This window comes from Eggerthella sp. AM16-19 (assembly GCF_003474385.1).
Classification (GTDB): Bacteria; Actinomycetota; Coriobacteriia; order Coriobacteriales; family Eggerthellaceae; genus Senegalimassilia.
In genome coordinates this window covers 41086-66956 of record NZ_QUCY01000009.1, presented here as the reverse complement: position 1 = coordinate 66956, position 25871 = coordinate 41086, and the positions used below count along the sequence as shown (strand labels likewise).

The 25871-nt window shown below is 52.6% G+C and carries 33 protein-coding genes; 14 read left to right on the top strand and 19 right to left on the bottom strand.

Annotation, left to right across the window (positions count from 1 at the left end; translation table 11 throughout):
* The first annotated feature begins 115 nt into the window (after positions 1 to 115).
* Positions 116 to 328 carry a hypothetical protein gene (locus DW178_RS05015; protein WP_118350005.1) on the top strand — a complete coding sequence of 71 codons (213 nt, stop codon included), beginning with the start codon at positions 116 to 118 and terminating at the stop codon, positions 326 to 328.
* Positions 329 to 465: 137 nt separating this feature from the next.
* Here DW178_RS05015 and DW178_RS05010 read toward each other — a convergent pair whose 3' ends face one another.
* From DW178_RS05010 to DW178_RS04940, 13 genes are all read right to left on the bottom strand, one after another.
* Positions 466 to 1584 carry a DEAD/DEAH box helicase gene (locus DW178_RS05010; RefSeq protein ID WP_195631325.1) on the bottom strand — a complete coding sequence of 373 codons (1119 nt, stop codon included), beginning with the start codon at positions 1582 to 1584 and terminating at the stop codon, positions 466 to 468.
* A complete protein-coding gene (locus DW178_RS05005) occupies positions 1568 to 3268 on the bottom strand; it encodes an ATP-dependent nuclease (protein ID WP_118350003.1) in 1701 nt (566 codons plus the stop codon). The genes DW178_RS05010 and DW178_RS05005 overlap by 17 nt, the downstream gene beginning before the upstream one ends.
* A 4-nt stretch (positions 3269 to 3272) precedes the next feature.
* Positions 3273 to 4283 carry a nucleotidyl transferase AbiEii/AbiGii toxin family protein gene (locus tag DW178_RS05000; RefSeq protein WP_118350002.1) on the bottom strand — a complete coding sequence of 337 codons (1011 nt, stop codon included), beginning with the start codon at positions 4281 to 4283 and terminating at the stop codon, positions 3273 to 3275.
* Complete coding sequence (locus DW178_RS04995; RefSeq protein WP_147363817.1) at positions 4276 to 4890, bottom strand: DUF6088 family protein; 615 nt, start codon at positions 4888 to 4890, stop codon at positions 4276 to 4278. The genes DW178_RS05000 and DW178_RS04995 overlap by 8 nt, the downstream gene beginning before the upstream one ends.
* A gap of 183 nt (positions 4891 to 5073) precedes the next feature.
* Positions 5074 to 5538 carry a hypothetical protein gene (locus DW178_RS04990; protein ID WP_118350000.1) on the bottom strand — a complete coding sequence of 155 codons (465 nt, stop codon included), beginning with the start codon at positions 5536 to 5538 and terminating at the stop codon, positions 5074 to 5076.
* Between the two features lie 151 nt (positions 5539 to 5689).
* Positions 5690 to 6013, bottom strand: a complete 324-nt coding sequence (locus DW178_RS04985; protein WP_199669247.1) for a hypothetical protein — start codon at positions 6011 to 6013, stop codon at positions 5690 to 5692.
* A 537-nt stretch (positions 6014 to 6550) separates the two neighbouring features.
* A complete protein-coding gene (locus DW178_RS04980) occupies positions 6551 to 7333 on the bottom strand; it encodes a radical SAM protein (protein WP_438503427.1) in 783 nt (260 codons plus the stop codon).
* A gap of 206 nt (positions 7334 to 7539) precedes the next feature.
* Positions 7540 to 7707 carry a cysteine-rich KTR domain-containing protein gene (locus DW178_RS04975; protein ID WP_118350021.1) on the bottom strand — a complete coding sequence of 56 codons (168 nt, stop codon included), beginning with the start codon at positions 7705 to 7707 and terminating at the stop codon, positions 7540 to 7542.
* Between the two features lie 190 nt (positions 7708 to 7897).
* On the bottom strand, positions 7898 to 9094 hold the full coding sequence (locus tag DW178_RS04970) for a site-specific integrase (RefSeq protein WP_118349999.1): 1197 nt from the start codon (positions 9092 to 9094) through the stop codon (positions 7898 to 7900).
* A gap of 89 nt (positions 9095 to 9183) precedes the next feature.
* Complete coding sequence (locus DW178_RS04965) at positions 9184 to 9387, bottom strand: excisionase (protein WP_118349998.1); 204 nt, start codon at positions 9385 to 9387, stop codon at positions 9184 to 9186.
* A 443-nt stretch (positions 9388 to 9830) separates the two neighbouring features.
* Positions 9831 to 10079 (bottom strand): helix-turn-helix domain-containing protein, encoded by a 249-nt coding sequence (locus tag DW178_RS04955; protein ID WP_118349997.1) that lies wholly within the window; start codon positions 10077 to 10079, stop codon positions 9831 to 9833.
* 105 nt (positions 10080 to 10184) lie between these two features.
* Positions 10185 to 10676: a hypothetical protein gene (locus tag DW178_RS04945; protein ID WP_147363816.1), complete on the bottom strand. Its 492-nt coding sequence runs from the start codon at positions 10674 to 10676 to the stop codon at positions 10185 to 10187.
* Positions 10677 to 10700: 24 nt separating this feature from the next.
* The gene (locus DW178_RS04940) at positions 10701 to 11117 is read right to left on the bottom strand and encodes a helix-turn-helix domain-containing protein (RefSeq protein WP_118350020.1); all 417 of its coding nucleotides are present in this window, start codon (positions 11115 to 11117) and stop codon (positions 10701 to 10703) included.
* 422 nt (positions 11118 to 11539) lie between these two features.
* On the opposite strand from DW178_RS04940, the gene DW178_RS04935 reads away from it, so the two are divergent.
* The 9 genes from DW178_RS04935 (at position 11540) to DW178_RS04895 (ending at position 18367) form a co-directional block, all read left to right on the top strand.
* Positions 11540 to 12202: a hypothetical protein gene (locus DW178_RS04935; RefSeq protein WP_118349995.1), complete on the top strand. Its 663-nt coding sequence runs from the start codon at positions 11540 to 11542 to the stop codon at positions 12200 to 12202.
* 78 nt (positions 12203 to 12280) lie between these two features.
* Positions 12281 to 12649: a hypothetical protein gene (locus DW178_RS04930; RefSeq protein WP_118349994.1), complete on the top strand. Its 369-nt coding sequence runs from the start codon at positions 12281 to 12283 to the stop codon at positions 12647 to 12649.
* Between the two features lie 322 nt (positions 12650 to 12971).
* Complete coding sequence (locus tag DW178_RS04925; protein WP_118349993.1) at positions 12972 to 13340, top strand: YraN family protein; 369 nt, start codon at positions 12972 to 12974, stop codon at positions 13338 to 13340.
* A gap of 105 nt (positions 13341 to 13445) precedes the next feature.
* Positions 13446 to 13823, top strand: coding sequence for a hypothetical protein (locus tag DW178_RS04920; protein ID WP_118349992.1), 378 nt, complete (start codon positions 13446 to 13448; stop codon positions 13821 to 13823).
* Positions 13824 to 13901: 78 nt separating this feature from the next.
* Positions 13902 to 14870 (top strand): GNAT family N-acetyltransferase, encoded by a 969-nt coding sequence (locus tag DW178_RS04915; protein WP_118349991.1) that lies wholly within the window; start codon positions 13902 to 13904, stop codon positions 14868 to 14870.
* Positions 14871 to 15438: 568 nt separating this feature from the next.
* The gene (locus DW178_RS04910) at positions 15439 to 15861 is read left to right on the top strand and encodes a CopG family transcriptional regulator (RefSeq protein WP_118349990.1); all 423 of its coding nucleotides are present in this window, start codon (positions 15439 to 15441) and stop codon (positions 15859 to 15861) included.
* Positions 15861 to 16973 carry a relaxase/mobilization nuclease domain-containing protein gene (locus DW178_RS04905; protein WP_118350019.1) on the top strand — a complete coding sequence of 371 codons (1113 nt, stop codon included), beginning with the start codon at positions 15861 to 15863 and terminating at the stop codon, positions 16971 to 16973. Before DW178_RS04910 ends, DW178_RS04905 begins: the two co-directional genes overlap by 1 nt.
* A 105-nt stretch (positions 16974 to 17078) precedes the next feature.
* Positions 17079 to 17645 carry a hypothetical protein gene (locus DW178_RS04900; RefSeq protein ID WP_118349989.1) on the top strand — a complete coding sequence of 189 codons (567 nt, stop codon included), beginning with the start codon at positions 17079 to 17081 and terminating at the stop codon, positions 17643 to 17645.
* Between the two features lie 56 nt (positions 17646 to 17701).
* Complete coding sequence (locus DW178_RS04895) at positions 17702 to 18367, top strand: hypothetical protein (protein WP_147363815.1); 666 nt, start codon at positions 17702 to 17704, stop codon at positions 18365 to 18367.
* A gap of 70 nt (positions 18368 to 18437) precedes the next feature.
* Here DW178_RS04895 and DW178_RS04890 read toward each other — a convergent pair whose 3' ends face one another.
* From DW178_RS04890 to DW178_RS04870, 5 genes are all read right to left on the bottom strand, one after another.
* On the bottom strand, positions 18438 to 19691 hold the full coding sequence (locus DW178_RS04890) for an ABC transporter permease subunit (RefSeq protein ID WP_158574067.1): 1254 nt from the start codon (positions 19689 to 19691) through the stop codon (positions 18438 to 18440).
* On the bottom strand, positions 19684 to 20631 hold the full coding sequence (locus tag DW178_RS04885; RefSeq protein ID WP_118349986.1) for an ABC transporter ATP-binding protein: 948 nt from the start codon (positions 20629 to 20631) through the stop codon (positions 19684 to 19686). The genes DW178_RS04890 and DW178_RS04885 overlap by 8 nt, the downstream gene beginning before the upstream one ends.
* 54 nt (positions 20632 to 20685) lie before the next feature.
* The gene (locus DW178_RS04880; RefSeq protein ID WP_118349985.1) at positions 20686 to 21462 is read right to left on the bottom strand and encodes a hypothetical protein; all 777 of its coding nucleotides are present in this window, start codon (positions 21460 to 21462) and stop codon (positions 20686 to 20688) included.
* A 1-nt stretch (position 21463) separates the two neighbouring features.
* Positions 21464 to 22012, bottom strand: a complete 549-nt coding sequence (locus DW178_RS04875) for an RNA polymerase sigma factor (protein ID WP_118349984.1) — start codon at positions 22010 to 22012, stop codon at positions 21464 to 21466.
* 163 nt (positions 22013 to 22175) lie between these two features.
* Complete coding sequence (locus DW178_RS04870) at positions 22176 to 22841, bottom strand: helix-turn-helix transcriptional regulator (RefSeq protein ID WP_158574065.1); 666 nt, start codon at positions 22839 to 22841, stop codon at positions 22176 to 22178.
* Positions 22842 to 23055: 214 nt separating this feature from the next.
* Here DW178_RS04870 and DW178_RS04865 point away from each other — a divergent pair, with 214 nt between their 5' ends.
* The gene (locus DW178_RS04865) at positions 23056 to 23256 is read left to right on the top strand and encodes a DUF6440 family protein (protein ID WP_118349982.1); all 201 of its coding nucleotides are present in this window, start codon (positions 23056 to 23058) and stop codon (positions 23254 to 23256) included.
* 31 nt (positions 23257 to 23287) lie between these two features.
* A complete protein-coding gene (locus tag DW178_RS04860) occupies positions 23288 to 23746 on the top strand; it encodes a hypothetical protein (protein ID WP_118349981.1) in 459 nt (152 codons plus the stop codon).
* Between the two features lie 56 nt (positions 23747 to 23802).
* Here the strand turns inward: DW178_RS04860 and DW178_RS04855 are convergent, their stop codons facing one another.
* A complete protein-coding gene (locus tag DW178_RS04855; protein ID WP_118349980.1) occupies positions 23803 to 24735 on the bottom strand; it encodes a radical SAM protein in 933 nt (310 codons plus the stop codon).
* A 117-nt stretch (positions 24736 to 24852) separates the two neighbouring features.
* Here DW178_RS04855 and DW178_RS04850 point away from each other — a divergent pair, with 117 nt between their 5' ends.
* The gene (locus DW178_RS04850; protein ID WP_118349979.1) at positions 24853 to 25185 is read left to right on the top strand and encodes a winged helix-turn-helix transcriptional regulator; all 333 of its coding nucleotides are present in this window, start codon (positions 24853 to 24855) and stop codon (positions 25183 to 25185) included.
* Between the two features lies 1 nt (position 25186).
* Positions 25187 to 25780, top strand: a complete 594-nt coding sequence (locus DW178_RS04845) for a YdeI/OmpD-associated family protein (protein ID WP_118349978.1) — start codon at positions 25187 to 25189, stop codon at positions 25778 to 25780.
* Positions 25781 to 25871: the final 91 nt, after the last annotated feature.

Here is a 25871-nt window from a genome sequence, read left to right as displayed (position 1 = left end):
GGGTATTTGGTGTACATTTCCCAACAGCGTGACAACTGAGGTGGATGCCTCTCTTTTTGAAGACAACGGCTACCATCTTTTCCAATGGTTGGAGGGAAGAAAAGGGTACATCTAGATGGCAACCGAGAAAGACTATTCGATATCCGCCAGTGCGGTCAACGCTGTGGTCGAGTCAGCCGAGAAGATAGAGGGTGCAGCCTCGTTGCTCCTTTTGCTGGAGGAGAAAGCCGGGGATGATGGCACCGTCACATCTTCGGAGCTGGCAGCCATAAGAAGCATCCTTGAAAGCTGCGCCAAAGACCTCAATAGCGCTTTCCAGGAAGTTTGATCGCTCGGCCGATCAGCCCAAACCAAGCTGATCGGCTTCTCTTCTCTTAGAACTTCCTTTTCCAGGCGTCGTATTCCTCCTGGGTGATCTCGCCAGTGATAAGGCGGTGACGGATTTCGCCCCACGCGCTTATGGCCTCAACCGCTTTCCGAAAAACCGAATACAGGAAGACCTGATCTGTTCGCCAGATCTTTCGTTCCAACGAACCCGACGCTATGCTGCGCACGCGTTAACGCAACATAGAATCTTGCCCGGGTTATTGGCTTCAAGTCTTCCGTGCGATTTAGGAGCCATTTTCGGATTGAATCGGTTGGGTATATAAGAACTCTACCGTACGTTCTTCCCTTGGATGCTCCAAAGTTTTGAGTCAAGTACTCCTCAGGAACATGAGTTTGCGCGCTATTGCGCAATACAACGGGTCGCCACCTTTCAACATATCTCCGCACATCTTCGCTCGGCACAATATGAACAGGCGGAAGCACGCTATCCTCGTCACTCAATTCTCTAATCGAACTAGCTTTTGCAAGATTAGGGTACAGACTGTTAGCGATATCAAGTATTTGCTGATTGCACCTATGACATCCTGCTAATGATTGATTATCAATACCGCATAGGCCTATCAGTCTTCGATCCTCAAGAAAACGACCTAATCCTAAATCGCGATATTTACCGTTTTTGCTGGAGTTGTTTGTATGATATGTGGCTTGGCGCTGGTCGGCAGCCATAGTAAGGCTCATGCCAGATCGGAGCATTGCCTCGACCAGCTCAAGATCATAGCCGCTAAGGTCCTGCGCTTCGTCAATGAAAAAGCTATCGTAAATGCTGCCGAGACGCGCAATGACCGCACCATGCGTTCTTTCATTAATATACAGAGCCAGCTCGGCCAATTTATCTGTATACACCCGTCCATCTGGAGTCAGATAGTGCCCAACGCTTTCCTTTTTTGTGCGCGGTGCGGATTGCTTGCTTACCAGATATATTCCAGAAACAGAATCCAATCCGAAACCCGCATGCCAAAGAAATGGCTTAACGCAATGTCGAAGCAGAAACGTAAACCAAGGCATCAGATCGATATTCTTAGGCGGCGATCCATTCATTCGCAGCAACGAAGCGCCTATTTCCTCCGTATTTTCATCCGTGTATGTCGTAAAGAGAGCTCTTCTCCCCAGCGAAGCAAGTGCACGCTTGGCAAGCATTGTGGTTTTGCCGGAACCAGCTGCAGCCTCAAACAATATGCTCTTATTGCCCCGTGTCACCGCAAACCTTCTCAATGAAATCGAGCGCTTCTTCGATATAGGGCGGAATGACAAATTGGCCTCTATACTCGAAAAAGCGCATAGCGCATTCGACTTTGTTGTTTTTCATGTGTCGCAGAGCCTCATCCCTGTCCTTGAAAGACTTGCCAAGAATTTGGTTGACTCCCTCAAGATTGTTCGCATCAAACAGCTCAGGCTCTAAAGTGTTGTAGCTGTAATTGTCGATATCCCCCTTTGGGAGGATATGCCGGGGAAAGCTCACTGCGATATCGCTCGGATATGCGACCGCGCTTTCAGGAGCAATGCTCTTATCGCCAAGGGCACGATAGCCCTCGTATTTTCTCTCGACAGACTCCAGGTCACCGTCGTTGTCGGTTACGGCGACAACTGGCTTGCCCATCGTTTCGGCAAGTTCGAAGAAGCGGAGGAAGGAGGTGCCTACAGAAACCACCTCGATTCCATCTTGTATGGGAAGCCTGCCATCGTGTTTGTCCATATACGCTTTCTGCACAACCAGCTCGTCCGAATCGCCTTCAACGAGGATGGCTCCACGGGAAAAGAGAAGCCTCAACGTGTCATAGCCGGCAATTTTGCTGAAGAACCGAGAGGTATCATCGGAAAGGCTTTTGAGTTCGCTTGTTTCGCCTTCATTGATCCAGATCAACCTATTTAGCATGAGCTTGTTGGCCACATAGCTACTGTGGGTGCTAACCAAGATCTGGTTATTGCCAGTTTTGTCCTCTATGTCCGCCAACAGCATGTTTAACCTAGCATGCGATAGGTGCCCTTCCGGTTCTTCGAGAAGAATGACATTGCTCTTCTCGCTGTCCACCTTACGAAGAGCGAGCTCAATAGCGATAATATTCTGCGAACCTGCACCCGCATTACAGAGAGGGATATCGTCCAAGTGCGCTTCTATGGAGTTTTCCCAGGCGTCTTTAGTGCCTTTGGACGCCGCAAACGAGACGCTCTTCTGCGTCAGGCTTTTCACCTTCTCACCCATTAGCCTATTTGCCTCTACGACATTCTCGTCGGCATTGAACGTACGGCGCGCTTTTCTGTGGGATTGGGCAAGGGCGATCAATTGCTCGTCTGGCAACACCTCACGCGCTGATCTCGAAATGTACGCTCTCGAACCCTGGCGCATTTGCTGGCCAGACGAGTCTATAAATGAAGATCGAAGAGGGATCTTGCGCTGAAAAACAGTGCTTCTATCGAAGCGATATCGAGTTACTTTGAAGTACTCGACTGGAAGTTCGTCCGCCTCGCTAGATCTAACATAAGACCAGAAGTCCTCCGCATACTCATCTGCATTAAGTTCAATGGCGAGACCAAGGCCGCTTTCGTTTGCGTGTAGCAGATTGAAATCACCTTGATACTCTGCAGTAGTTCCTGGTCCATCGAAAACTGCTTCAATCACGATTCTGGGAGGCTCGGGCAACCCGCCTTCACCAACCTCCTTGAAAAATTCTTGGACGCACTCTCTATTGAACAGCTCCTCGCTGATCTCCGCAGCAATTGATCGCCCTCTGTACAACGCAGTCAAGACGAGGTGGATCGCTTCTAGCAAGGTGCTCTTACCAACATCATTGTCCCCTGCGAGGATATTCAAGCCATCCCCTAACTGGAGTTCAAAGCGTCTGAATACCTTGAATTCGCGAATCCTTATCTTTGATACATACATAGCATTACCCTTTCAAAGGCCCATGATTATTGATCTCCGATTCAAGTTCGGATATTCCCAGCATCAAATCACCGAAGTCGGGAGCATCACCGAAGATCATGTTTCGCATGGATGCGTAATCCTGCTCGACCAGGGGCATGGAATCCTTTGGGGGCATGAGTTTCAATGTCCCGAGGACACATAGGTCGTATCGGGCGGCGTTCGACCGCCAGAAGGTCATCTTGAAGTCGACCACGCTCTTGAGGAGGCTCGCGTCGTTTAGCGCTCTCGTCTTGATATCGGAATGCGCCAGCTTGTAAAGATCGTAGTAGTGGCGGGAATACCTAGACGGAAACTTCCCGTTCATGCGGAATGCTTCCTTGTGCAAGATGGTCGCCTTCTCCCAGAACGTCCTCTCGGGAGACACTGTCAGCACGGATGTCTCCGGCTGAGCGAAGGCTTCTGGGAACTCCTCGGCAATGTAGGGGCTGATGTGCGCCACGGTCGTGGGCGTCCATGCTGCGAGCGCTCCAGTCTCCAACCGGATTTCCTGCAGAATGGAATCATCAGAGAAGGATTGCGGGTAGAAGAATCTGAGTGTTTGGGGATCATCCTCGTCGATTCGCAGCGAGGCGTTGGCAATATGCTGGCCGCCGAGATATGCCTGCATTTCCGGCATCAGCTCTTCGCGCAGAAACGACGCGGCATCCTCGTTGATCTGCCTTACGAACGCGTCCTGCTTCGTATTGCTCCTCTTCTCCCAGGGCTTATCGATTCCGTATCCCAAAAGCCTCCAGTCAAAAATGAGGTCGATGTCTTCCGAGAAGCGCTCGATGAGATTGAAACCCTTCGACAGGCTCGTCCCTCCCTTGAATGCGAACGAGTCCTTGAATGCGGATTCACCGAAGAGGTAATCGAGCGTCCAGCAGACCCAGAAATCCTTCTCGACGATAGCCGGGTGCATCCCCTTCTCTCGCGCCGCGACAATCAGCGCATCCGAGCGGTCTTTCTGCGGCAACGTCGCGAATTCACGCATGCTGTACCTTCCTTCTCTGCATATCCCTAACCGCTTCTCTTACCCATGACGTTGAGTTGCGGGTCTCCGACGCGAGCCTCTCCATCTGCGAATCGTCGAGCCGGGAGGAGATGATGTCGAGCGCGTCTTCCGTTACGCCGTCTTTGCCGAGTGCCTTCAACGCCTGGACGACGGTGGCCGCAACGGGGTTCAGCCTCGACAGGTCGCGATTGGCTGTATGCCTGAACTCGATCGTATAGGGGCCGTACTGATAGGTCCGGTACGGCCCGTCGCTCACGTAGCGCACGACCGAAGGAACTTGGGAGTCCACGCCCAGTCGATTGAGGGCCGTGTCCCCGTAGGGCGCGATGCGCCACTCGAATTTGCGGGCAAGGGCCTCCGCAATCTCATCGGGACTCGCGGGAACCGCTTTGTCCAAGAAGGCGCTTCGTCGTGGCTTGCGGTAGAGCCCCCGCATCGGACGTTCCAGCTCCCCGGCTTCCACCATCCGGGACAGCGCCTTGCGAACGGCGTCTGCCGATCCCGCCTCGGCGAAGTCGCTCGGAACGAAGACCGCTCCCGGCTTTGCCTCGGAAACCATTTCCACTATGGCTCTTTGCTCGCTCACCTAGTTGTCCTTTCTTGTCACAAGAACTATATCATTTTTGTGACATAAAGACTAGTGGTTGCTTATATCAGTTTGCATAGCCGGTGAAGAGATGGGCTTCATGCTTGAGAACGGATAACGCCCTTTGCCCAAGGGGCCAGTACTTGGTAAGGTTTAACCGGACATTTCAGAGAATTTGTGTTGCTACACAGACACGCCCCAAGGGGGTTCATTCTTTCCTTTGCCGGACGACCTTTTCTCCCACGAGGCGAACAGAAATTTATCGAACTCGAAAAACTCTGTTTCTCTATAGGGATATTGTCTGTCGTAGTTCCCTATGTTTGTTATCAAAGGATTGTTTGCTGTCCTTAAGTCGTATTCTTTGTATTTCAATGATGGAAGCAGCTGTTTGAATACGAAATAGTTCAAGGGGTCATCCATCTTTATGTGCTTGATAAGTGAAGAATACTCACCATCAAAATTAACGAATAGGGCAAGGTCGATAGCGCAATAAGCAAACGCCTTGTCTGACACTCTTCTGGAAAAATACGCAACGCCATCGTATCCCACCCTTTTGCAAGCCATCATTACCGACTGGGAGATGATGTATTCGGACTTGAATGCTCTCTTATCCTCATTGACCCGATACGACGTAGCGATCATCAGCATGAGCAGCTTGAGCCAGCAATGAACCCTGCTCTCTTCGAACTCATCTAATGAACCGAAATTTCTTATCGAAACCGCTAAGTTGAAAATCTTCTGTGTTCCATCCAGTACGATAGGGGCAACATTGAATTCGATATCAGAAGGACAACCAGTTTCAATCCAGCATCCATATGACGAGTTTGTACAGTAACACGGTTCTCCGCTTTTCGTCTGGCAGGGAGTGCATAGCGTCAGCCAACAGTTTAGCGGTAATTTTCAAGCCGCCCGCGCAAAAGGTTTCTTCGTCCTCGTTGGCAAAATACTTGTCAACGGTATAAAGCTGTTTTTCCTCTTGTGGGGTTAAGGCTGAAAAGCTAACTTCGTTGCGTTCACGCTTTTTGCTTTCCCGTAGAGCGTCAATCAGTTCATTGCGCAAAGTATGTTTACAGTACGCATTAAACTCACATCTCGTTTGCCATTCAAATTGTGCAGGGTTCATTTTCTCACCCCCTTTCGTTCCCGGGGGCGGGTTGGTGTTCCCCTTTCGGCTGCCCTCCACGGAAGCGCCGAAATTTTGCCAACTCAAACAGCAAACTTTTTTCAAATTTTTTTGAGGACAGCAAAATGCGCCCGTCTGCAAAATGCAAACGGACGCAAAGGAATTAAAAAATGTATTTATATGATTATACAGTTCATATTCATGGGTAGAAATTTCCCCGGCGGTGGTCGGGCTTTTTTTGATATGTCAATGACCGTCGGATTTTGTCGATAGGGTATGTGCTTCATGGCGGCTACCTCCTTTTAGCCGCCGCTTTTAACAGTGATACCGCGTCATTTCATTAGAAGATAAAAAGAAACGGCGGCTTTGGTTTTTCAAAGCTGCTGCGGAAATCAAAGAACGACAAGCAACAGTTCTGATTTTGCTCCAATATGGTTATTGGGGGCACAAATTAAATCAAAAAAGAGCCGATAACAGCAGTATTTCAAATTGCATATTATCGGCTCTGCGTCTGTGCGTCTGGCTCTTTTAATTAAATTATTTTTGTTGTTTTTTGGCTTTATTATATGTATTAGCTAACTGTCCACAAGCTGCTTTAATCTCTCTACCATGAGAAACTCTCATGGTAACTTCAAGTCCTGTTTGCTCTAATTGATGTTTGAACGCAACCATTTCTTGTTTTTGTGGTGCTCTAATTTTTGAATTACTCGTCGGGTTGTATTGCAGCACGTTAATCATAACATTTTTGCCCTTAAACCATTTTGCAAGTTGCTTTATATCTGAGGAACGGTCATTTATACCTGGTAAAAGCAAATACGCAAATACCACTTTTCGATTATGCCTTTGTGAATAGGACAATGCTTGCTTAACAACATCTTCAATAGCGTACATGTGCATATGAGGAATGATGCAGTTTCTCGCAGCCTGTGTTGCTGCATGTAAAGATATTGTCAACTGAATTTTTAGATGTTCTTCGCGCAATTTTTTTAATTGATTAACTGGACCAACTGTTGATACGGTAATGCCGTCGGTTGGAAAGTTAAGTCCATTTCTATCTCGAAGAATATGGATTGCTGCAATCAAGTTGTCGTAATTGAATAAAGGTTCTCCCATTCCCATAAAAACGATACGATTTACTTTTTGACGTATCAATATGACCTGCTGCACAATTTCAGATGGTGTTAGATTACGAACGAAACCATTGCGTCCGGACTCACAAAAAATACAGCCAACAGAACAACCAACTTGCGTACTTACGCAAACAGTCCCACCATCTCGCCGTTTAATAAAAACCGTTTCGATATACCTGTTGTCTTTCAATTCATAAACATACTTTTCAGTATCGCTACTTTTATAGACTTTTTTGTTGATATTGATAGATTTTTTTTGTGAAATGGCTGTTTATACAATTCCGCATATAAGGCTCTTGCTTTATCCTCTCCAATTACTTCCGACATTTCTTTGTAAGTAAATCCGTATGGGTCATTCAATATTTCCGTAAGTGTACTTTTAGGTAAGTGTTTCATTTAATATCCTTCCTTTTGTTTTTCAGAGTTTTTGATTATGATTTCTAATTTTTCAACATCAATGATATGTGTTAATTTACATTTAGGGCAGAAAAGAGGAAAATTTCTTAATACCGTATTATAAAATACTTGAACCCTCGTCTTTCCGTTACAAATTGGACATTTTATCCAATATTTTTGGGATTAAAATTTATGGTGAATTTAGATTATCTCTTTAGAAGTTCTTATATGTCGGTATAGCCCGTATTTCCGGGCTTTCCCGGCATTTTAGATATGGGGAGAAGTTCACATATACCTTTATAACTTCTTAGGTTTTCCCTCTCAATGGTAGTAAAAGAAGTAGTAAATCCGTCTGTGGCTATGCTGCAATCAGCCTTTCCATTTCAGCCTTTGCGGAAGCGAAAGTTGCGTGTGCGTAATAGTTCAGCGTCATGGTAATGTTGGAATGTCCCATGATATACTGTAACGCTTTCGGGTTCATGCCCGCATTGGCTAAGTTGGTGCAGAACGTATGGCGCAGGGTGTGGGGTGTCATTACTTTGGGTAAGGCTTCCTCATGGCACTTGTTGTACTTCTTCGCAAGCCCCCGGAACATGGTCGCGTAGTTCACATTTGTTTTCGGGCAGCCGTCCCGGTTGAGGAAAAGGAAATGGCTGTAACCGTCAATGGTGATCTGCTTCGCTCCCTTGCGGTTCTCCAACACGCGCCCCAACGCTTCATACACTTTTTCACTCATTGGAATTTGTCTGATACCGCTCTGCGTTTTGGGCTTCTCTATGTAGTAACCTGTTTCCGCGCTCCGTAAAAGCTGGTGGTCTACATTGATTACCCGGTTTTCAAAGTCAAGGTCGGTTTCAGTCAGTCCGCAGAGTTCGGAAATCCTAAGCCCCGTCCCCAGCAGTATGATAACCTCGTCACGGTATTTCTGATAGACGCTATCACTCTGCATAAAGGATAAAAGGCTTTCTTCCTGTTCTCCTGTGAGGGGTACTTTCGGCTCTGTGTCATCCTCGATCACGGTGTTTAGCTGGAAGTCAAAGGGGTTCTTCCTTATACAGTCGTCCTGTATCGCTGTGTAAAAAGCAGCTTTCAGAGAACGCTTGTCGTTGCTTATGGTCTTATAGGATATTCCCTTTTCTTTCATGCGCAACGCCCATTCTTTCGCGTCGGACAGCTTCACACTGTCAATGGGGCAGGAACCAAGTTTGTCCGCTTCCAGCAGCTTCATCAGCCGTTCGCGCCCCTTTGTGGTGTTGTGCCTTACATTCCCCCGGTGGCGGTTCTGCTTCGCGTAAAGCTCGCAGACGGTCATTTTCTTTCCGATTGTGTCTATCCCGTCGTCAAGGTCTTTCTGTATCTCTTTTTTCTTTTCTCTAAGGGATATGTCGTCACGCTTCCCGGCAGGGGTCTTGTCCGTAGGCACTAACTTCCAAGCATAGACAAATTGCACTTTACCAAAAGTATCGGTATATTTGTAAGCATATCTCCCGTCTTTTCTCTGGCTCTCTCCCGAACGCAAAATGCGGTTTTTATTATCACGTCTTTTCTCCGACATTGTTTTTGCTCCTTTCCGTGTCGGAAAGAGCCTTGATATGCCTACATTTATTATAGCATATTCAAGGCTCTTTTTCACTATCTTTTTCGCTAAATCGCGTCCAGTGTGTCAATGATCTTTTCAAACTGTTTCCTCTTGATCTGAATACGGTTGCCGTTTAGGAATATCCAGCCCGCCGTGGGGTTTTCCTCTGCAAGTTTGCGCAGCTTGTTTTCCCCAATGCGGAAATATTTTGACGCTTCCTCAATGGTAAGCGTGTACTTTTCCCAAATAGGCACATCAGCATTGTTCATTTCTATAAATCCCCCTTTCAAAAATGGGTAAAAGGTTAATGGTGAAAAGGGGCTGTGATCGGACGGTTAATAGCGTAACCTCACGGGAATTTCACCCCTGCATGGTTCTCATGCAGCCCTACCCATTGCCTGCGACGCTTTGAACGCTCGGACTGTGGCGGTAAGGGAGTATCATTATATATTCTGCGCTGTCGTCGCCCGCAAGCTGCTAAACTTGCTCCCCGGCGTGGTGTTGGTCGCTCGGCTGTCCCGGCGGGGAAAAGAAAACCCCGCCGGGATAGTGTCATGGCGCACCCGCCGTGTGGCTCGGCGCAAAAGGGACGTATCCGATCTGCCCTATGCTGCGCCGCCGTTATCTTGCGCCGCTTTCTTTGTCAAGGTTCAAGGACAAGAGCCAATAAGCCGCGCAAAGCAGAAAGGGGAGAATACTTTGCGCCAATGGCTTAATTGATCTTAAAATTAAGGATAGCCCGCATGAGCTTCGCTTGCAGCCGTTCCCGTAAATCCTCGTCTATGCCCCAAAAGGTGTTACCGCTTGTATCGCGGATTTTCCGCATAGACAGGTGGGCTATGTAGCTTTGATAATGCTGCAAGACAACTTTCATAGCGTCGGGGTCGCCCTTTGTCGCGGCTAAAATGACCGGGAAAGGTAATAAGCCGCGCTCGTCGTCATTAAAATTCTTCCCATTCATCAGCGCGTTCCTCCAAAAATCTTTTTAGCAGTTCAAAAGAGCTTGTCCGTCGATACCGTACTGTGCTTCGCGGTATCTTCATCAGCTCCGCGATTTCAGCGTCAGTCATTTCAAAGAAATAGCAAGGTAAAAGCTTGGATTGCCGGGAATACTGAACCTATAATTGCCGGTTTTTGCCCTTTGGCTTTTCGGCAAATGAAGCATGCTCTTTTTCGAATAAGCACAGGATGGATTACCAACCCTTCCCCTGAAGAATTGGACCTCGCTGCCAAGCGTTCCGGGGAAAGCCCTTGATCGATTTACTTTATCGACTGCAAGGGGGTTATCGCCAATATCTTGGATTAGCTCTTCTATTATTGCGTTGCATTGCGCGATATCTGCCTCGTAGTATTTTTCAAGCGCCCCAAGAATCATCTCCCTGTATTCATCTATTATGTCGATGCTCTTCTTATCTGCTCCAGCCCCTTGCGCCTGTTTAAAAAGGATGTCATACCGGCTGGATAGATCCTGCAGGTACTCGCTGTCTTTTTCAACGGCAAACGGTGCGTAAAGCTTTTTTGTGATGAAGCCGCTGTTATTAAGCCAATTCAATTTCATGCTCATATCCTTATTCTTTTGCGTCTAGAACTTCATCTTCCAGGCATCGTATTCCTCCTGGGTGATCTCGCCCGTGATGAGGCGGTGGCGCATCGCACCCCAGGCCTTTATCACGGCATCCGTCTTCTGGGCGTTCTTCGCCTTCGGGTCGATCCATAGGCCGCCGTCGCACATGTCTGGGACGAGCCCGAACTCGTCTTCGAGCTGGAGTAGTGTTCCCACCAAGTCTCTGGCGCTCTCGATCTTATGGTCTTCGAGCATCTTCGGTGACACGTCGAGGGCTCGGGCGATCTTCTTCAGCTGCTCTTCACCGGGCGTGCGTATCCCGCTCTCGTAGTGGCGGATCGCGCCCTCGGTCATGCCGACCTTCTCCGCGAGCCCCACGATGCTCAGGCCCTGCGCCTTTCGGTGCTTCCTTATGTTCTCGCCGACAGTCGCCATGCGCATCCGTCCCCTTCAAGTCTTGCCGTATCTGCCCATTATCGTACAAATCCGTACCGAACGCTGTCACAAAAGGCAGCGCGTCTCCAGCACTCGCCGAACCGCCATAATGGCTGCCCGCTCCTTCTTCCTCGTTTTCGATAGCCTACTTCCCATGCCTCCTCGCCTTGCACGATCGCCCCGCCCCGCCTCTCATCCAGGCACTCTCGCACGGAACCCGCCGTGTGCGCCGCAAGGCGCGTCCTTCCTGCGCAAAACCCGCACAAGCAGATTTCCCTTCGCAAACCTCTCGTGCAGGTTGCGGGCATGCGCCCTTTGCGAAGAAGCCCGCTTTACTCCTTGCACCGCAGGCGGAACCCGCGCACGACCCCGGATCACGAGGCGGTGGCACAGGGCGACCGCCGAAAGATTAGGAGGTCATCATGGGAAATCGGGCAGTCATCACCACGAAGGAGCGAAAGATCGGGCTGTACCTGCACTGGAACGGCGGTCGGGATACCGTCGAACCGCTTCTCAAGTACTGCGAGCTTCAAGGCTACCGTCCCCCGAGCCAGGACTGCTACGGCTGGGCGCGCATGTGCCAGGTGATGGGGAACTTCTTCGGTGGCTCCTTGTCCCTCGGCATCGGTGCCTACACCACGGATCGGCAGATGGATCCCGGAGACAACGGCGTCTACGTCATCGAGGACTGGCGCATCGCCGACCACCTGCGAACGGAGTACGACGCAGACTGGAACCCCATCGGGATGCGCTCCTTCGAGCCTTCCGAAGAGGAGGACTGGCACAAGTTCAACGAGATGCTCCACGCCTTCGACGAGGCGATGCCCGAGGGCCTGAGGCTCGGCGACTTCCTCGATGCGCCCGAGATCCCCACGTCCGAGGTTCGTTTGGGCGATAAGGTCTGGATGCGCGAGTACGAATCCGGATACGAGCTCTTCGAGGTCGTCGGCTCCGGCGCGGACGACGCGCCCAGGGGACTTGTGGGCGCTCCCTTCGTGAACCGCTACGAGCACGACGGCGATTACTCCTGGAACGGCAACAACTACATCGACTCGGACACCTGCCGGATCGCTCCCCGCGAGTGACCGGCCTTTTCGCTGCCAGCCCTGCGTGGGCTGGCAGCCGCCGCTCCGCATACAACACCACCAGAAAGGATCGCGAACATGGGATACAGAAGCGAAGTGAAGATAGTCACGACCCGCGAGGGCTACGACCAGATGTGCGAGCGCGTGGATACGCTCAGCGAGGGCTTGGGGACATCTCCCCTCATGGGCTCTTGCCGCAAGCCGGATTTCTTCGAGGAAAGCGACGGATGCGTGGTCTTCGGCTGGGACTACATCAAGTGGTACGAGGGCCTTTTCGCCGACGTGAGCAATGTCGCAGACGCGCTCAGCGAGATCGACGAGTGCGGGCTTCCCTACGAGTTCTGCCGCATCGGCGAGAGCTGGGACGACATTGAATTCCGGACGTCTTGCAACAACGACGAGCTCGCGCTGCATGTCGAGCCGTCGGTCGCCATCGAAATCGTGTGAGCGCATCGCTGGTGAGGCGTGCATGGCCCGATCGAGATTTCCCCGATGCCCTCCTGCGCGCCTCGCCCTTTCCTGCCTTATCACACGCACGCTCGCACGGAACCGCTCAGGGCTTTGGCAAGGGCCGCGATACTTTTCCCATTTCTTTTCTCGGTAGAGGCATTCTCCCAATCCTCCGAAAACAAATGCGAAAACTAGTGCGGCGAAGAACAGCCTTCGACGTGCCGCTTCGCTTTCCCCCTTGCAAAGCGCGCGAACCCGTGCGCCTCCCGTGTCACAAGGCAAGGCAAAGGGCCGAGCCTAAGACAATCAGGAGGTCATCATGAAAGAATTCATCGAGAAGTCGAACCAGGCAGCGGCAGCGTACCTTAACCGTCGTGGCTACGAGATCGTCGAGCAGCCTTGGGAGGACGACATCGACTCGCCCGTAAGCATCGTGGCGCAAGACGAAGACGCCCTCGTTTTCGTATCCGTCGCAGCCCGCAGGGACTCGGACTCGTTCCCGCCGGAGCACGTAAACGAAGAGGCACTCGAAGGGTTCGCCATCAGCTGGCTGAAGGACAGCCGTGACCACGCCACCTGCACCATCCGCTTCGACCACATCGGCCTGCTCCTCATCAGCCCGGACAGGGCGCTCATCAAGCACCACATCAACGTGATGTCCTGCAGCGATATCCCGGAGGAGGAATAGCCGACCTCCTTTCCTCCTCTTGAGGAGTCCCGCATGCGTCGCCGGGCCGATGGGCTCGGCGGCCTTCGGGGAACAATCCGCCAACCATCAGAAAGGATCACCACCATGGGACTCGATATGTATCTGACGAAGCGCAGCGCCGCCGCGAAAAACGAGCAAGACGAAATGGTCGCCTGCTGGCGCAAGGCCAACCACATCCACGGCTGGTTCGAGCGCAACGTTGCCTACGGCGAGCTTGAGAACTGCGAGCTCTACCCCGTGAGCTTCGAACAGCTGATGTCGCTCGGGATCACGTGCCAGCTCGTGAAGGCGAACCCAGAGAGCGCACCGGTGCTGCTGCCGCGCCAGGAGGGCTTCTTCTTCGGGAGCAGCGAGTACGATGACGACTACTTCATGGATGTTGACGACACTCTCGAAATCATCCGCAAAGTCTACGATGCGCTCCAGGACGGCGACGAGCTCTTCTACCACGCCTGGTGGTAGAAGAGCGTTTCCTGCCTATTCTACAGGTACGCTGTCTTACAATTTTTCTATCAGATGGTTCAAAGGGAACGGAAGACGATGATCATCTTAATCACGGGCGCAAGCCACACGGGCAAGACGCTTTTGGCCCAGAAGCTAATGGAGCGCTACCGCTACCCCGTGCTTTCGATCGACTTGCTGAAAATGGGGCTCATTCGCAGCGGTCAGACGCAGCTGACGCCCGAGGATGACGAGCTGCTCACTCCCTATCTATGGGGAATCGTCAGCGAGATGATAAAGACAGCCATCGAGAACAAGCAGAATCTCATCGTTGAAGGATGCTACATCCCCTTCGATTGGAGAGCGGACTTTGAGTCCGAATACCTTGCGGAAATCGAATTCTGCTGCCTTGTCATGACGAGCAATTACTTGAAAAATCACGTTGATGACATCCGGCACTTCTCAAATGTAATCGAGAATCGGCTATCAGATGAGATAGACGTCGATGCCCTCGTCGAGGAGAACGAAGGCAATCTGACGACATGTCGCGAACAAGGGCTCCACTGCCATTTGATAGATGCGGCTTACGATTCCGAAGGCTACGAAATTGGACCTTTGCTCAACGAAGACTTCACTAGGGCAGCCAAGCTCTTCTTTGACACAGTTCATACGATCAACATTCACGACTACACCCAAGAACAACTCGACGCATGGGCTCCTCACTGCGATGAGCATCGTGAAGGAATCGTCCGAAAACTATCCGGTCAACAGACGGTTGGCATCAAAGAATGCGGAATCCTAATTGGATTCGGAAGTCTTGACAATAAGGGCAATGTCGACATGCTCTATGTTCATAAGGATCGCCAAAGCCAAGGTATAGGTAAGATTATCCTAATGGAGCTGGAGCGTCTTGCGAGCGAACGCGGATCTCGGTCTATAGCCCTTTTTTCTTCGATCACCGCAAGATCATTTTTCGAAAGTGCGGGATACGTAGCAGACCGCAAAAACACAGTTGTCAGGAATGGGATTCCGCTGACCAACTATCATATGAGCAAGCAGATCTCATAGTCGTAATAAGTTTTACCTCGCGCAGCTGTCTTTTCCTTCCTTCTCAGGAATGTGCGAAGGACTTGAGATTCACGTTTTAACGTCTTAGCTCTTCTTTCGAAACAATTTCTCTCATGCAAAACCGTACATATCTGTACGGTTTTGGTATATAATGGGAATGTAATACAAACCAAGCCGCATCTCATTCCACCATTCGGAGGTGCAGCGAAGACGCAAGAAACGAGGCGATTTCATGCTCGCACATGAATCCCAACGCCCTTCCTCCAGCACGGCGGCTAAGCGCCCCGAATGCAATTCCCAGGATAAATACCCAACTTGGATGTCATAGGCGCTTAGACGCCGAATCCAGCAAGTATCGCATGGCGTATTACATCTTCGATTCCTTGCGCCATGCAACTTGTCCCCGGGAGGCGTTCGAACGGTTATGTCGCCGAGCAGTTTGCGGGCTCGGCTCCGGTGAGTCCCGGGGAGCGCAGCTTGGCGACATCCGGCTCAGAGCCGAATGGGCACAAGCTGGCGGGGGATCCCCCGCGCCCCTAGGGAAAAGCAAACACGTCAGGAGGAAACGATGAGCAAAACCAACAAAGTTCGGACACTGAGCTTCCGCCTTGCCGAAGACGATTACCAGAAACTAGTGAAGCGCTGCTGCAAGGCCGAGCTCTCCAAGTCAATGTACCTTCGCTACCTCATCCGCATTCCGATCGTCTGCGATGAGGTAACCGAGGAATCCGCGCCCTGCATTGTCCTGGACAAGAAATCGATCCGTGACATCTCACGCGAGCTCACTCGCTGGGGCTACCACTACAACCAGGCGGTGCATGCGATGAACTCCATCAACTATTACATCGCTCACGGGAAGAGCGACTCGCGCCTGTTGGACGAGAAGGCAGAGTGCATCGAGGTCGAGCTCGCCACCGTGAACCGCAATGCGGAGCGCATCGTCTACGAGATCGCGAAGCTTCAGGACAAGATGATCGTCGAGGCCCGATGATGCCGATCCTGAAGGCCATAGCGGGGCACGGAGGAACGGCTGGCATACGCCGATATCTTGAGAAGGGGAACCGGGCGCTCGCACGGGACGTGATGAATCTTCCCATGGAGGAATGGGTCGGCGAAGCGCCTGGCGAGCATTCGATCTTCGTTGATTGGGACGTCGAGATGGACAGGACGCGCGAAGCCTACGGGACGAACACCCCCTGGCGCGGCCTGGATGCCAGGACGTTCGAGCATTTCGTCATCTCGCCCGACCCCGAAGACGGCATCGACCTGAATGCGCTGCGCCGACTATCCCGCGCTTGGACAGAGAGACACTTCAAGGACTTTGAGGTGGCGATCGTCTACCACGACGACAACGAGAGGGGAATCCCGCATGCGCACGTCGTCGTCAACAACGCGAATCTCAAGACCGGATACCGCTGCCACATAAGCAAGCCAGAGACCCTCAACCAAGAACTTCAGGACATGGCTCGGGAAATGGGGTTGTCGGGTCTTTCCAACGTCATGCCGAAGCGGGGCAGCAAGGAGCGGAAGCTAGAGCCGAGAAGCCGCCAGGCAGTTTACTTCGGACGCGCAGAAAGGGAGATCATGCGCTCAGGCGGCTATTCGTGGGTTGGAGATATCAGGGCGCGAGTCGCCCTTGCTAAGAACACCTGCAGAACCGAAGGCGAGTTCAGGACTGCCCTCGCGAAGCTCGGCATCTCGATTGAGGACAACTCCGAGAAGGCGCGCCGCGAAGATTGGATATTCGCGCTGGCCGACGATCCGACCAAGCGCGTGTCAGGAGAGCGTCTCGGCTTCACCTACGGGAAACAGATGCTGCGCAACCGCTTCGAGCGCCAAGGGGCGTACATCCCCGAAGCCCGCACTGCTTCACAGATTCGCCAGAGAGCTGCAAGCGCAGTGGCGCTAAACGACCTCGCCGACCTGTCAAGGCTCTCCGCCGTGCTGGAAACGTGCGCGAAGTTCAACGTGAAGAATCTGGACGATTTCGATCGGAGGCTCTCGACCCTGCAGCGTCGCGGAAACGAGGGCGGCGAGGGCTACAGGAGGCTGATAGAGGCGCGGTCGTACGTAACGGAGAAAGGCCCTCATGCAGCGCGATAGCGATCCGGCTGCCGTTGCGACGAGGATGCGCGGGAACCAGGGTTCCAGCCAGCGAGTCCGCGAGCAGGAAGCGGAACGCGCAAGGGCGAGGGAAAGGGGTGGCAGATGATAGTGAAGATCACCTACGACGACCAGAGGCTCGACGTGTTCGACACATCCGCGTTCACGGCAGGACTTCCCCTCGGCAAAGCCAACATGCTCACGAACTTCGAGGTTCGCTTCGATCGCTTGGGAGAGGGAGGACTCTGGCTTGCCGCCCACAGCTATCAGGCATGCGGCGAACACGAGGATGAAGGCGACGAGATTCCGGTCGCAAGGCGGACGAAAGGATGGCGTTTTCTCCTTTCCTCGGCCGAGGAGCTTGAGCATGTTGAGCTCGTGGTGGTCGATGGCGAGGCGATCATCAAGCGGGTGCTCGGCCACCTGATAGACCTCCAGAGCTTTGACGAGGCAGCTTACGAATGCACGGGAACGTCATCTGCCGGGCTGCATGCTCGGATAGCAGAGCTCTACGAATACATGCAGGTTATAAGCGGGGAAGAATCGCCGGACATTCCGGGCGTGGATAGGGAGACGGTTTCCGCGTGCGTGAGCGCGCATGCGAAAGCGCAGGCCGAAAGCGATAAAGAGTGCGAGCAGGATTGGGGAGATATCGATGAAGTTGGTTGGTAGCTTCGTGCGTTGGCTTATCAAAGCGGTATTCCGCTTCATGTAGGAAGGTGATGCAGATGAAGGTCAAAGAGATGGTTAGAGACAATAAGGTCAAGTGGGCGATAGCATGCGTCATTATCGGCTTGGTGTTTGCTGTCGGCATCACGCTCGTGTCATGCTCGGGCATCGCCAGCGTTGGAGGAATAGGCGCGAACCAGGCGGTCGCCGATGCGGCTGACGGCGTGGTCGAGAACGTTGACTTGCCAGAAGCCGAAACAGAGTCTATTGGGCAAGAGGCGGATGACGAGACGGGGACAGAGAAGGCCGAGAGCATATCCGGCGACGAAGCAACAGCCCAGGGTAAAGCTGCGCCTTCCCAGGGTTCTGCCGAGGATGCACAACATCAAAGGTCTACGGGCGAACCAAAAGGAAACTCAGCAGTTCCGTCCCAGAGCGCCTCACAGAAGAAATGGGTGGAGGACACAGAGCGCGTATGGGTCGTTGACAGGGAAGCCTGGACTGAAAGCGTTCCCATTTATAGCACGGTGGAGGTCTCCATCTGCAACATCTGCGGAACCGACATTACCGGCAACACCTCCGCCCATGCGAAAGAGCACATGAAGGCCGGTGAAGGATCAGGGCATCATAGCGAAATCCGTCAAATAGTCACCGGCTACAACACAGTTAGCCATAAGGAAGAGGGACATTGGGAAACGAAAGTCGTTGGTGGTCATTGGGAGTGAATTAGAGAGCTTGCTATGAGCGATGCTGCCTGTTCAAATAACCATACGGGCAGCATCGCCTTATTATCCGTCAGGCTACCTGGTGTTTGCTGAAGCAACGCCTAGATAGCAGAGTTCCTATCACGAACAGCGCCGCGTAGAAGATCGCCAGCACAACGGGGTATTCAATGACCAGAGGTCCGATTGAATAGGAAACCATGTCGAAGAAGTTATTCGCATCGAGCGCCAGGAACGGGAATAGGAACAGCACATGGTTCGCGATGTTGTTGTGCAAGTTGGACATCATCATCGGCACGATCACGATGGCGGCGATGATGGCAAGTATCCCCATGGAAGAGCGCATCTTAGAGGAGAGCAGCAGGGTGATCCCGAGCAACCCCAGCATAACGAGGTAGCCGACAACGCATAAGGCCAGCACCGCAGCGCCTAAGCTTAAGTCGTAGGTATTGCAAAGCTCTCGCAGTTGCAGGGGGAGGCCCGCGCCCTCTGCTCCGAAGAATACGAGCGGCACTCCGAGCAAGACCGCGAGCATAATGATGTACACAACGCTTGCCACAATGATCGAAGCGATCGCCTTGGCGGCACCCAGCTTCGATTTACCGAGCTTCGTCGAAAGCAGAACCGCATCTGTCTTCTCGCGATATTCAATGTTGAACACGCTCGCACAGGCGATGGCGCACACGATGAGCGCGAAGATAAGGAAAGCCGAAATGTCGAAGAAATCGAGCCAGCCGCCCGCATATCCGTACTCAACGGGAGTCTGAACATTACTTGCCTTCTCCTTCCAAAAGGCCCGTTCTGCCTCCGAGTAAGCGAAGGCTTGGTTTCCGCCTGCCAGCTCCGAGGCCGCTTTTTGGCGCGCTTGTCCGTATAGGTCAAGCGTTACGTTCGTGTCGATGCGCGAGGCCACGGATACCGGCATCTCGAAACCCTGCATCCAGGGACCTACGATGAGCGAGAGGTAGTTCGTACGCGGCGCGTAAAAGTCCCAATAGGCCTCTGCATCCGTCCCCATGGTCGAGCCGCCCCATTGGTATTGCGCAGCTATCTCGTCTCCCTCCATGAAGGTCTTCCATTCTCGTATGGCATCGGTTGCTGCCTCGTTGGTGATGGGTCCTGTGAGCGCGTCCGCATTCTCCTTCTGTTGAGCGATGGCGGAAGTGCCCTCGAATTCTGATCCGACAGCATTGGGATCAAGGGCGAACTGCGAGGTGATATTAAACGTGGTGACCCACGCAAGAAGGGCTGCGATGGCTAAGACCGCCACCTGCGTTACGCGCTGCGAACATATCTTCTTGAGCTCGAATCTGATAAGGCTACCCACGGCGTCCTCCTCTTCTCGCGCTGCGTGGATTTGTGTGGCTTCTGGGTCGGGCGAAATCGCCGGATGCGTCTTCTGAACCTTCTTGGAAGATGTAGAGATACACATCCTCTAGCGTCGGCTCGACGAGGCGGCCGCTTTCATGTGGCGGCACATCCGAGACGATCCGCACGACCGCCATGCCGTTGTGGTCGTACCTTACGTTGCCGACGGCCATGCGGGCAGACATGGCATCCGCCTCGCGCGGAGTGACTGCGCATTCCCACACAACGCCGGATACCTGCGCGAGTATCTCTTCGACGGTTCCCGTTGCGACGATCTGCCCTGCGCGCATGATGAGGATTTCATCTGCTATGTACTCGACATCGGAGACGATGTGTGTGGAAAGGATGACCACCTTGTCCTGAGCGAGCGCCGATATTAGGTTTCGAAAACGAACGCGCTCCTTAGGATCAAGCCCCGCAGTGGGTTCGTCAAGAACGAGCACTTGCGGGTCGTTTATGACCGCCTGCGCGATGCCGAGGCGCTGCTTCATCCCTCCGGAAAACGTCTTCACCTTGCGCTTAGCCACCCCTGCAAGTCCGACGAGATCAAGTAATTCCATCGACCTTCGCTTAGCGGCTTTCGAATCCAATCCTTTCAGCGCGGAGAGGTACAGCATGAAGTCGAGCGCCGTGAAATCAGGGTAGTATCCGAAGTCCTGGGGAAGGTATCCAAGCACGCTGCGGTAGCGCTCGCCCAATCGCTCGATGGGCACGCCGTTCCAGACGACGCTTCCAGAAGTCGGCTTCAATACATCGCATATCATGCGCATGAGCGTGGTCTTGCCTGCCCCGTTCGCGCCTAGAAGACCGTAAACGCCCGGCGTGAGGGTCGCGCTCAAACGGTCGACAGCGATTGCTGAGCCGAACTGTTTGGTCAGTCGGTCAAGTTTCAGTTCCATATGATCCCTTTCGATTGTTGTTTGTGTTTACTTGCAGAAATGTGGATGTTGAGGTCATCGAACGCTATGAGCGCAGCTCGGAGCTATGGCGAAGCTCATATCGCCAATGAGTCGGCGAAGCTCGAACGCGGCAAGGGCAATGGAGAGGACGAGGGCTATCATCCAGGTGCCCCATGAGAGCTCGCTATACCAGTGCGGGAACAAGCCTATTGACTGCCAGAGCACGACAACCAAGACCGTTGCTGCAGCAATTGCCGCTCTTGTCACGTGTCTGTTTGCAATGCGTGCTAAGTAGAAGCACAGAGCACAGAACAAGAAGAACGGCGTAGATGCGTAGAGGAAGATGCTGAAGGGATCGCTTGTCGCAAACGATGGCATTGCCGCGATGATGATTGAGAACCAAAGCACGTCTGCGAGCCCGAAGATGATGAGCCTCGACGCGAGCACTTGAGCGCTATTGAATCTACAAGCGAGCTCCAGTTCCGCAGTTTTGCTTTCGAAGCTCTTGAATGCAGATGGGATGGCTATCACAACTGTGAGCATCGCGAATGTCATGACGAGAGGAGCCTGGATCTCTGAGGCCTTGTAAATGTCACCTGTGATCAGCACGCATGCGATAAGCGCGATCTGCAAGATCCAGCATATGGGATTGATGAAACGGACCTGCGTGAGCACGAACCTCCGAAAAGAAATCGATTCAGCGGTTGGCGCGCTGCTGTCTTTCTGCGACGCTCGTGCCACCATCTCCACGACCCGATGCTTTTCATCAGGATCGATAGGCGGTGTGTTCTCTGCGTAGAATCTTTTGAGCTCGTCTTCTATATTCGTCATGTCAATCATCTCCAATTGCAAGCCTCAGCGACCGCAAGGCTCGCTTGCAGCTTCGATAGACCGTAAACCGTGACACGCCTAGAACCTGGGCGATATCCGCCACGCTCAGGTCTTGCCCGTAGCGAAGCTCGATGACTTCCCTCTCCTCCGGCGCAAGGCTCGCAACGGCTTCCGCTAGGCTCATGCATTGAGAACCGTCCTTAGTGGATGGGTCAGGCACGTCTTCCCATTCGATATCCGTTCGAAGATCGCCGGGGACGCCTTTTCGGTAGAAATCGGCACAAACGTTACGTGCGCACGTGTAGAGGTAAGCGAGTGGCTTGTCATTGCTCTCGTAAAGAGCACGGCTCCTCACAAGGCGGAGGAATACCTCCTGCGTTGCATCCTGGGCATCCTCTTTGGTGGGAAGACGCCTTGCGCAATAGCGGAATACCTCGTCGTAATGATCTTCCGCGAACTTTTCCGCCAAAATAGATGCATTTGTTTTGACGTTGACTTGGTTAGCGCTGCTGCAATCTTCGTTATCTTGCTGAGTTTCGCCTTGTGACATTCCCCGAATCTCACCTCCTATTACGCATAACGTGAAAAGCGCACTCTATGTGCGACTCTTTTCAAATTATTTTAGGCAAGGTGACTTTTTCGAGAACATAGAGTAGAAACGCAGGCGAAAGTTCTATGCGTTTACTCGAACTTCTATACGTGGAACAGAAGGCTCATCCGCCGAGGGCAAGCAATAATCCTGCAAGAAGCAGCCCAATCGCCGCGCCACCGAGGAGCTTTACCACAACGCCAAGAGCCGGATGCTTGCGCGCAAGCCCTTCCGAATCTGGCTCTTCTCCAATCTCCCCCTTGAGGAACCTGTCTATCTCACGATAAGTGACGATGTCGTGCTTCTTCTTCAGGCGGTCGATGGCGATGGCCATGCCGAACCCGATGGCGTAGAGCACGATGAATGTGACCCCGCCTGCGATATTGCCCTTGCTCATGCGGGCAAAGCTGGAAGGTTCCGGCCAAGCGAGCGAGAAACCTAGCAGGAAAAGGAAGGCCAGCAAAGAAAAGCCGATCATCCCGTACGACAGAAGCCTCATCTTGCGTGAATCCCGTTCGACGACCTGCTGGATCCTCCCAGCGTCCCCTCTCACAAGCTCGTCTATGGAGGTGTCGTACAGCTGGCTTAGCAGAAGCAGACTTTGCACGTCTGGGTAGGTCTTGTCTGTCTCCCAATTCGAAATGGTCTGGCGCGATACGAATATCGCCTTCGCCACCTCGTCTTGGGAAAGCCCCTGCTCTTCTCTCCTGGTTTTCAGTTGTCGTGATAGTTCCATCTGTCCATGTCTCTCAATGCTCTTTGCAGCGCCGTTAAGCATGCGCTGATTCAAATGATAGTCCACGTGTCAGTAGAAAGGTTTTAACACGCTTGTCAAAAGGCTTTGACAAGGCCTCTGAACAGGCGTTCTGTGAAACCGTCGTGCTTGCATGCGAATGTGTGGTCTAGGAAGATTATTCAAGCCGCTCATACGCAGGCAAGTCTTGCGGGCCAATGTGGCAGCGAACAATCCCCGTCATTTCAACTATAGAGAGAAAGGTTTTCCCATGAAGGCAACCAACGACCGTTTCATCGAGACCTACAAGCAGCAGGATGCTCAGAATCGCACCTATGTCCTTGTCGATCGCGAGACAGGCGTCAACTACCTGCTCACAGGATTCATGGCATCCTCCGGCGTCAGCTGTACAGGCATGACCGTGCTTCAAGACGCGGACGGCAATCCCATTGTCACTCCCGTTGAAGAATAGATAAAGCGCTTCTGATGAAAGGAGAATAGTTATGGCGCGTGAGGAAAAGGTTTGGGAATATGCGATAGAAGCAGGATATGAACCCCTGGAAGATAGGTGCATCATCGTCAAAGGCGCAGCGGGGGATCTGAGCGAAAAGATCGTCCGCTTTTTCGAAACATGGGATGTGGCGGTTCTCCAGATGTGCGAGAACGAGCTCATCCTGCTTCCATTCGAGTCCTTTTGGGGAACGTTGGAACGGGACGTCTCACTCGTTGTTCCCTATGCAGACATTGAATCCGTGAAGCTTACCAACGACCTGCTCAATGTGATCATCGACATCGAAACGAGCGGCGGCAGCGTCCGTCTTACCTCACAGCAGAAGGGGCTGAGCGACAGCCGTCTTTCTGGTATTTATGCCTCGCAGTATGCAGGTGGGTACAAGAACTGGCATGCCGAGAACGTGGACGCGACCCTAAAGGCGCTCAGCGAGCTCGGAAGTGCAGCATAAGGTTATGCGTGAGAAACGACGGTATTAAGGAATGCTTGCTTGAATACCCAAACGCATCACAGGTGCTTCAGGTTCGTGCGATAGAGGCGCAGCTTGTCCTCTCCGATTTCTTCTATCACACGGTCGAGGGTTGCAACGATTTGCGCACGTTGCTTGAGCAATCTGCCTTGTAACATCACGGGATTCGATGCACCGAGCATGGCGAATTCCACGGGAATTTCCAGACCTTCGACGAGAGCTTTGATTTCCTGATACTTCTCGATCTCCGTTTCTTCCTCCCAGTTGCCAGCCAGAATCTCCTGGTAAAGCTCGGAGTTTTTGTAGATGGTGAGCATGTTCGCTCCGATGAGGGAGGGGCGCGTTTGATTGCAGACTGCCGCCGTGAGCCGCGCGCCCTCGATACCACGTCCTTTCCCTGAGATTCCCGCGAGATAAAAGAAGGCATAGGCGATGTCCGCCGCATCCAGGCGTGCACACTGCGCAATGATGTCTTGCGCTGCGTAACCTTTGTTCATGAAGGCAAGGGCGGCATCATCTCCCGTCTCTATCCCGATGGTGAGGCCGGTGTATCCCGCTTCGCGAAGGGCTGCAAGCTCCTCGCCTGTTTTCGAGGCGACATCTGTCACGCGCGCGAAACAGCCGATTGTCCTACACCACGGAAAATACTTGCGAACGAGATCGGCAATCTCGAGCAGACGCTTCGCCTTAAGGGCAAACGGGTTAGCACCTGCAAGAAAGACGCGGCAACGTTTGGATGTTGGAAGGCTGAAAAGGCGCGTCTCAATCTTCGACAGCGGATCGTGGAACCATGTCTGCGCCTCAAGGAGGTCGGATTCTATCGTGGATAGTTCCGATGCTTTAAATTTGAAGGGAAGCTCGTCGTAGAGCGTGCAGAATTTGCAAGCACGATGTGTGCATCCCGCAGTCGCTTCCAAGATGAGGGAATCGGCCTCATAGGGCGGCCTCCAGATTGTTCCCGTGTAATGCATGATGTGCTCCTTGCTTCGGATCCTCATATGAGGATTAGGCTTGTCGCATCCATCATGCAAATGAAGCTCTAGAATTGGAAGTACTGATATTTTTTGTAGTACATAGGAGTTGGGTTTATGGCAAGGAGGCAGGGCGAGGAGATAGAGCGCTGCAAGTCGGTTTCCATGCTTCAACGCATGATTGGCGGCAAATGGAAGATCGAGATACTCTTCTACATTGCGCTCAAAGATGTGAGGCATTTCGGGCAGCTTAGGCGTTGCATCGGCAACATATCCGAATCCACGCTCTCAAAGCAGCTCAAGGAACTCGTGGATGATGGTTTCCTCGTGCGCACCGACTTCGGCGAGGTGCCTCCACGCGTCGAGTACACGCTAACGGAGCAGGGCGAGAGCTTCATTCCCATCCTGCTCGCCATGAAGCAATGGGGAGAAGAGGAGTTGGGACTCTAAGATGGCGGCTGAACCAAGAGAATTCGACGAGCTCGAAAACGTCGATATCGCGCATACGCGGGAAGAATTTCGTTGCTGGCTCGAAAACAATCATGGCAGCGAGCGCGAATGCTGGCTCAAGCTGAAGCGCGGTAGACCCACAGAGGATGCCTTCGCCTATTTGGATGCTGTGGAAGAGGCTCTCTGCTTCGGATGGATAGATGGACATCTGAAGTCCTTCGAAGGCTGCGGCGCGCTTCAGCGCTTTACGCCACGCTCGCGAGGAAGCTCGTGGTCGGAGCTCAACAAGGAGCGGGTACGGCGTCTTGAGCGATTAGGCAAGATGACAGATGTTGGGCGCGCCTGCCTTCCCGCGATGGGCCCGCGCAGCTTCCGCATCTACGAAGGCATAGAAGGGGAGCTCAAGAAAGCCCGTTTGTGGACGCGCTTCAAGAGCTTTCCGCCACTTTATCAGCGCGTCCGGGCCGACAATATCCAACGAGTACGATCACGGCCCGATGAATACCGAAAACGACTCGATCGTCTCATCGAAGCAACGCGCCAAGGAAAGCTTTACGGCGAGTGGGACGATTTCGGGCGTTTGAGCATGCAATAGGAAGGATGATCCATGACCATCGAAAGAGCCAAAGAGCACCTGCGCAAATATGAGTGAGCAAAAAAAAGGGGGGGGGTGAGCAAAAGGGGCG

What these genes read in the sequence shown, in the direction of transcription:
- DW178_RS04955 (WP_118349997.1), bottom strand. Translation starts at nt 10,079, where the DNA reads ATGAATGGGAAGAATTTTAATGACGACGAGCGCGGCTTATTACCTTTC.
- DW178_RS05015 (WP_118350005.1), top strand. Translation starts at nt 116, where the DNA reads ATGGCAACCGAGAAAGACTATTCGATATCCGCCAGTGCGGTCAACGCT.
- DW178_RS05000 (WP_118350002.1), bottom strand. Translation starts at nt 4,283, where the DNA reads ATGCGTGAATTCGCGACGTTGCCGCAGAAAGACCGCTCGGATGCGCTG.
- DW178_RS05005 (WP_118350003.1), bottom strand. Translation starts at nt 3,268, where the DNA reads ATGTATGTATCAAAGATAAGGATTCGCGAATTCAAGGTATTCAGACGC.
- DW178_RS04930 (WP_118349994.1), top strand. Translation starts at nt 12,281, where the DNA reads ATGGGATACAGAAGCGAAGTGAAGATAGTCACGACCCGCGAGGGCTAC.
- DW178_RS04855 (WP_118349980.1), bottom strand. Translation starts at nt 24,735, where the DNA reads ATGCATTACACGGGAACAATCTGGAGGCCGCCCTATGAGGCCGATTCC.
- DW178_RS04850 (WP_118349979.1), top strand. Translation starts at nt 24,853, where the DNA reads ATGGCAAGGAGGCAGGGCGAGGAGATAGAGCGCTGCAAGTCGGTTTCC.
- DW178_RS04900 (WP_118349989.1), top strand. Translation starts at nt 17,079, where the DNA reads ATGATAGTGAAGATCACCTACGACGACCAGAGGCTCGACGTGTTCGAC.
- DW178_RS04910 (WP_118349990.1), top strand. Translation starts at nt 15,439, where the DNA reads ATGAGCAAAACCAACAAAGTTCGGACACTGAGCTTCCGCCTTGCCGAA.
- DW178_RS04895 (WP_147363815.1), top strand. Translation starts at nt 17,702, where the DNA reads ATGAAGGTCAAAGAGATGGTTAGAGACAATAAGGTCAAGTGGGCGATA.
- DW178_RS04985 (WP_199669247.1), bottom strand. Translation starts at nt 6,013, where the DNA reads ATGAACCCTGCACAATTTGAATGGCAAACGAGATGTGAGTTTAATGCG.
- DW178_RS04970 (WP_118349999.1), bottom strand. Translation starts at nt 9,094, where the DNA reads ATGTCGGAGAAAAGACGTGATAATAAAAACCGCATTTTGCGTTCGGGA.
- DW178_RS04875 (WP_118349984.1), bottom strand. Translation starts at nt 22,012, where the DNA reads ATGTCACAAGGCGAAACTCAGCAAGATAACGAAGATTGCAGCAGCGCT.
- DW178_RS04865 (WP_118349982.1), top strand. Translation starts at nt 23,056, where the DNA reads ATGAAGGCAACCAACGACCGTTTCATCGAGACCTACAAGCAGCAGGAT.
- DW178_RS04920 (WP_118349992.1), top strand. Translation starts at nt 13,446, where the DNA reads ATGGGACTCGATATGTATCTGACGAAGCGCAGCGCCGCCGCGAAAAAC.
- DW178_RS04940 (WP_118350020.1), bottom strand. Translation starts at nt 11,117, where the DNA reads ATGGCGACTGTCGGCGAGAACATAAGGAAGCACCGAAAGGCGCAGGGC.
- DW178_RS04935 (WP_118349995.1), top strand. Translation starts at nt 11,540, where the DNA reads ATGGGAAATCGGGCAGTCATCACCACGAAGGAGCGAAAGATCGGGCTG.
- DW178_RS04965 (WP_118349998.1), bottom strand. Translation starts at nt 9,387, where the DNA reads ATGAACAATGCTGATGTGCCTATTTGGGAAAAGTACACGCTTACCATT.
- DW178_RS04915 (WP_118349991.1), top strand. Translation starts at nt 13,902, where the DNA reads ATGATCATCTTAATCACGGGCGCAAGCCACACGGGCAAGACGCTTTTG.
- DW178_RS04880 (WP_118349985.1), bottom strand. Translation starts at nt 21,462, where the DNA reads ATGACGAATATAGAAGACGAGCTCAAAAGATTCTACGCAGAGAACACA.
- DW178_RS04885 (WP_118349986.1), bottom strand. Translation starts at nt 20,631, where the DNA reads ATGGAACTGAAACTTGACCGACTGACCAAACAGTTCGGCTCAGCAATC.
- DW178_RS04845 (WP_118349978.1), top strand. Translation starts at nt 25,187, where the DNA reads ATGGCGGCTGAACCAAGAGAATTCGACGAGCTCGAAAACGTCGATATC.
- DW178_RS04905 (WP_118350019.1), top strand. Translation starts at nt 15,861, where the DNA reads ATGCCGATCCTGAAGGCCATAGCGGGGCACGGAGGAACGGCTGGCATA.
- DW178_RS04990 (WP_118350000.1), bottom strand. Translation starts at nt 5,538, where the DNA reads ATGCTGATGATCGCTACGTCGTATCGGGTCAATGAGGATAAGAGAGCA.
- DW178_RS04860 (WP_118349981.1), top strand. Translation starts at nt 23,288, where the DNA reads ATGGCGCGTGAGGAAAAGGTTTGGGAATATGCGATAGAAGCAGGATAT.
- DW178_RS04945 (WP_147363816.1), bottom strand. Translation starts at nt 10,676, where the DNA reads ATGAAATTGAATTGGCTTAATAACAGCGGCTTCATCACAAAAAAGCTT.
- DW178_RS04925 (WP_118349993.1), top strand. Translation starts at nt 12,972, where the DNA reads ATGAAAGAATTCATCGAGAAGTCGAACCAGGCAGCGGCAGCGTACCTT.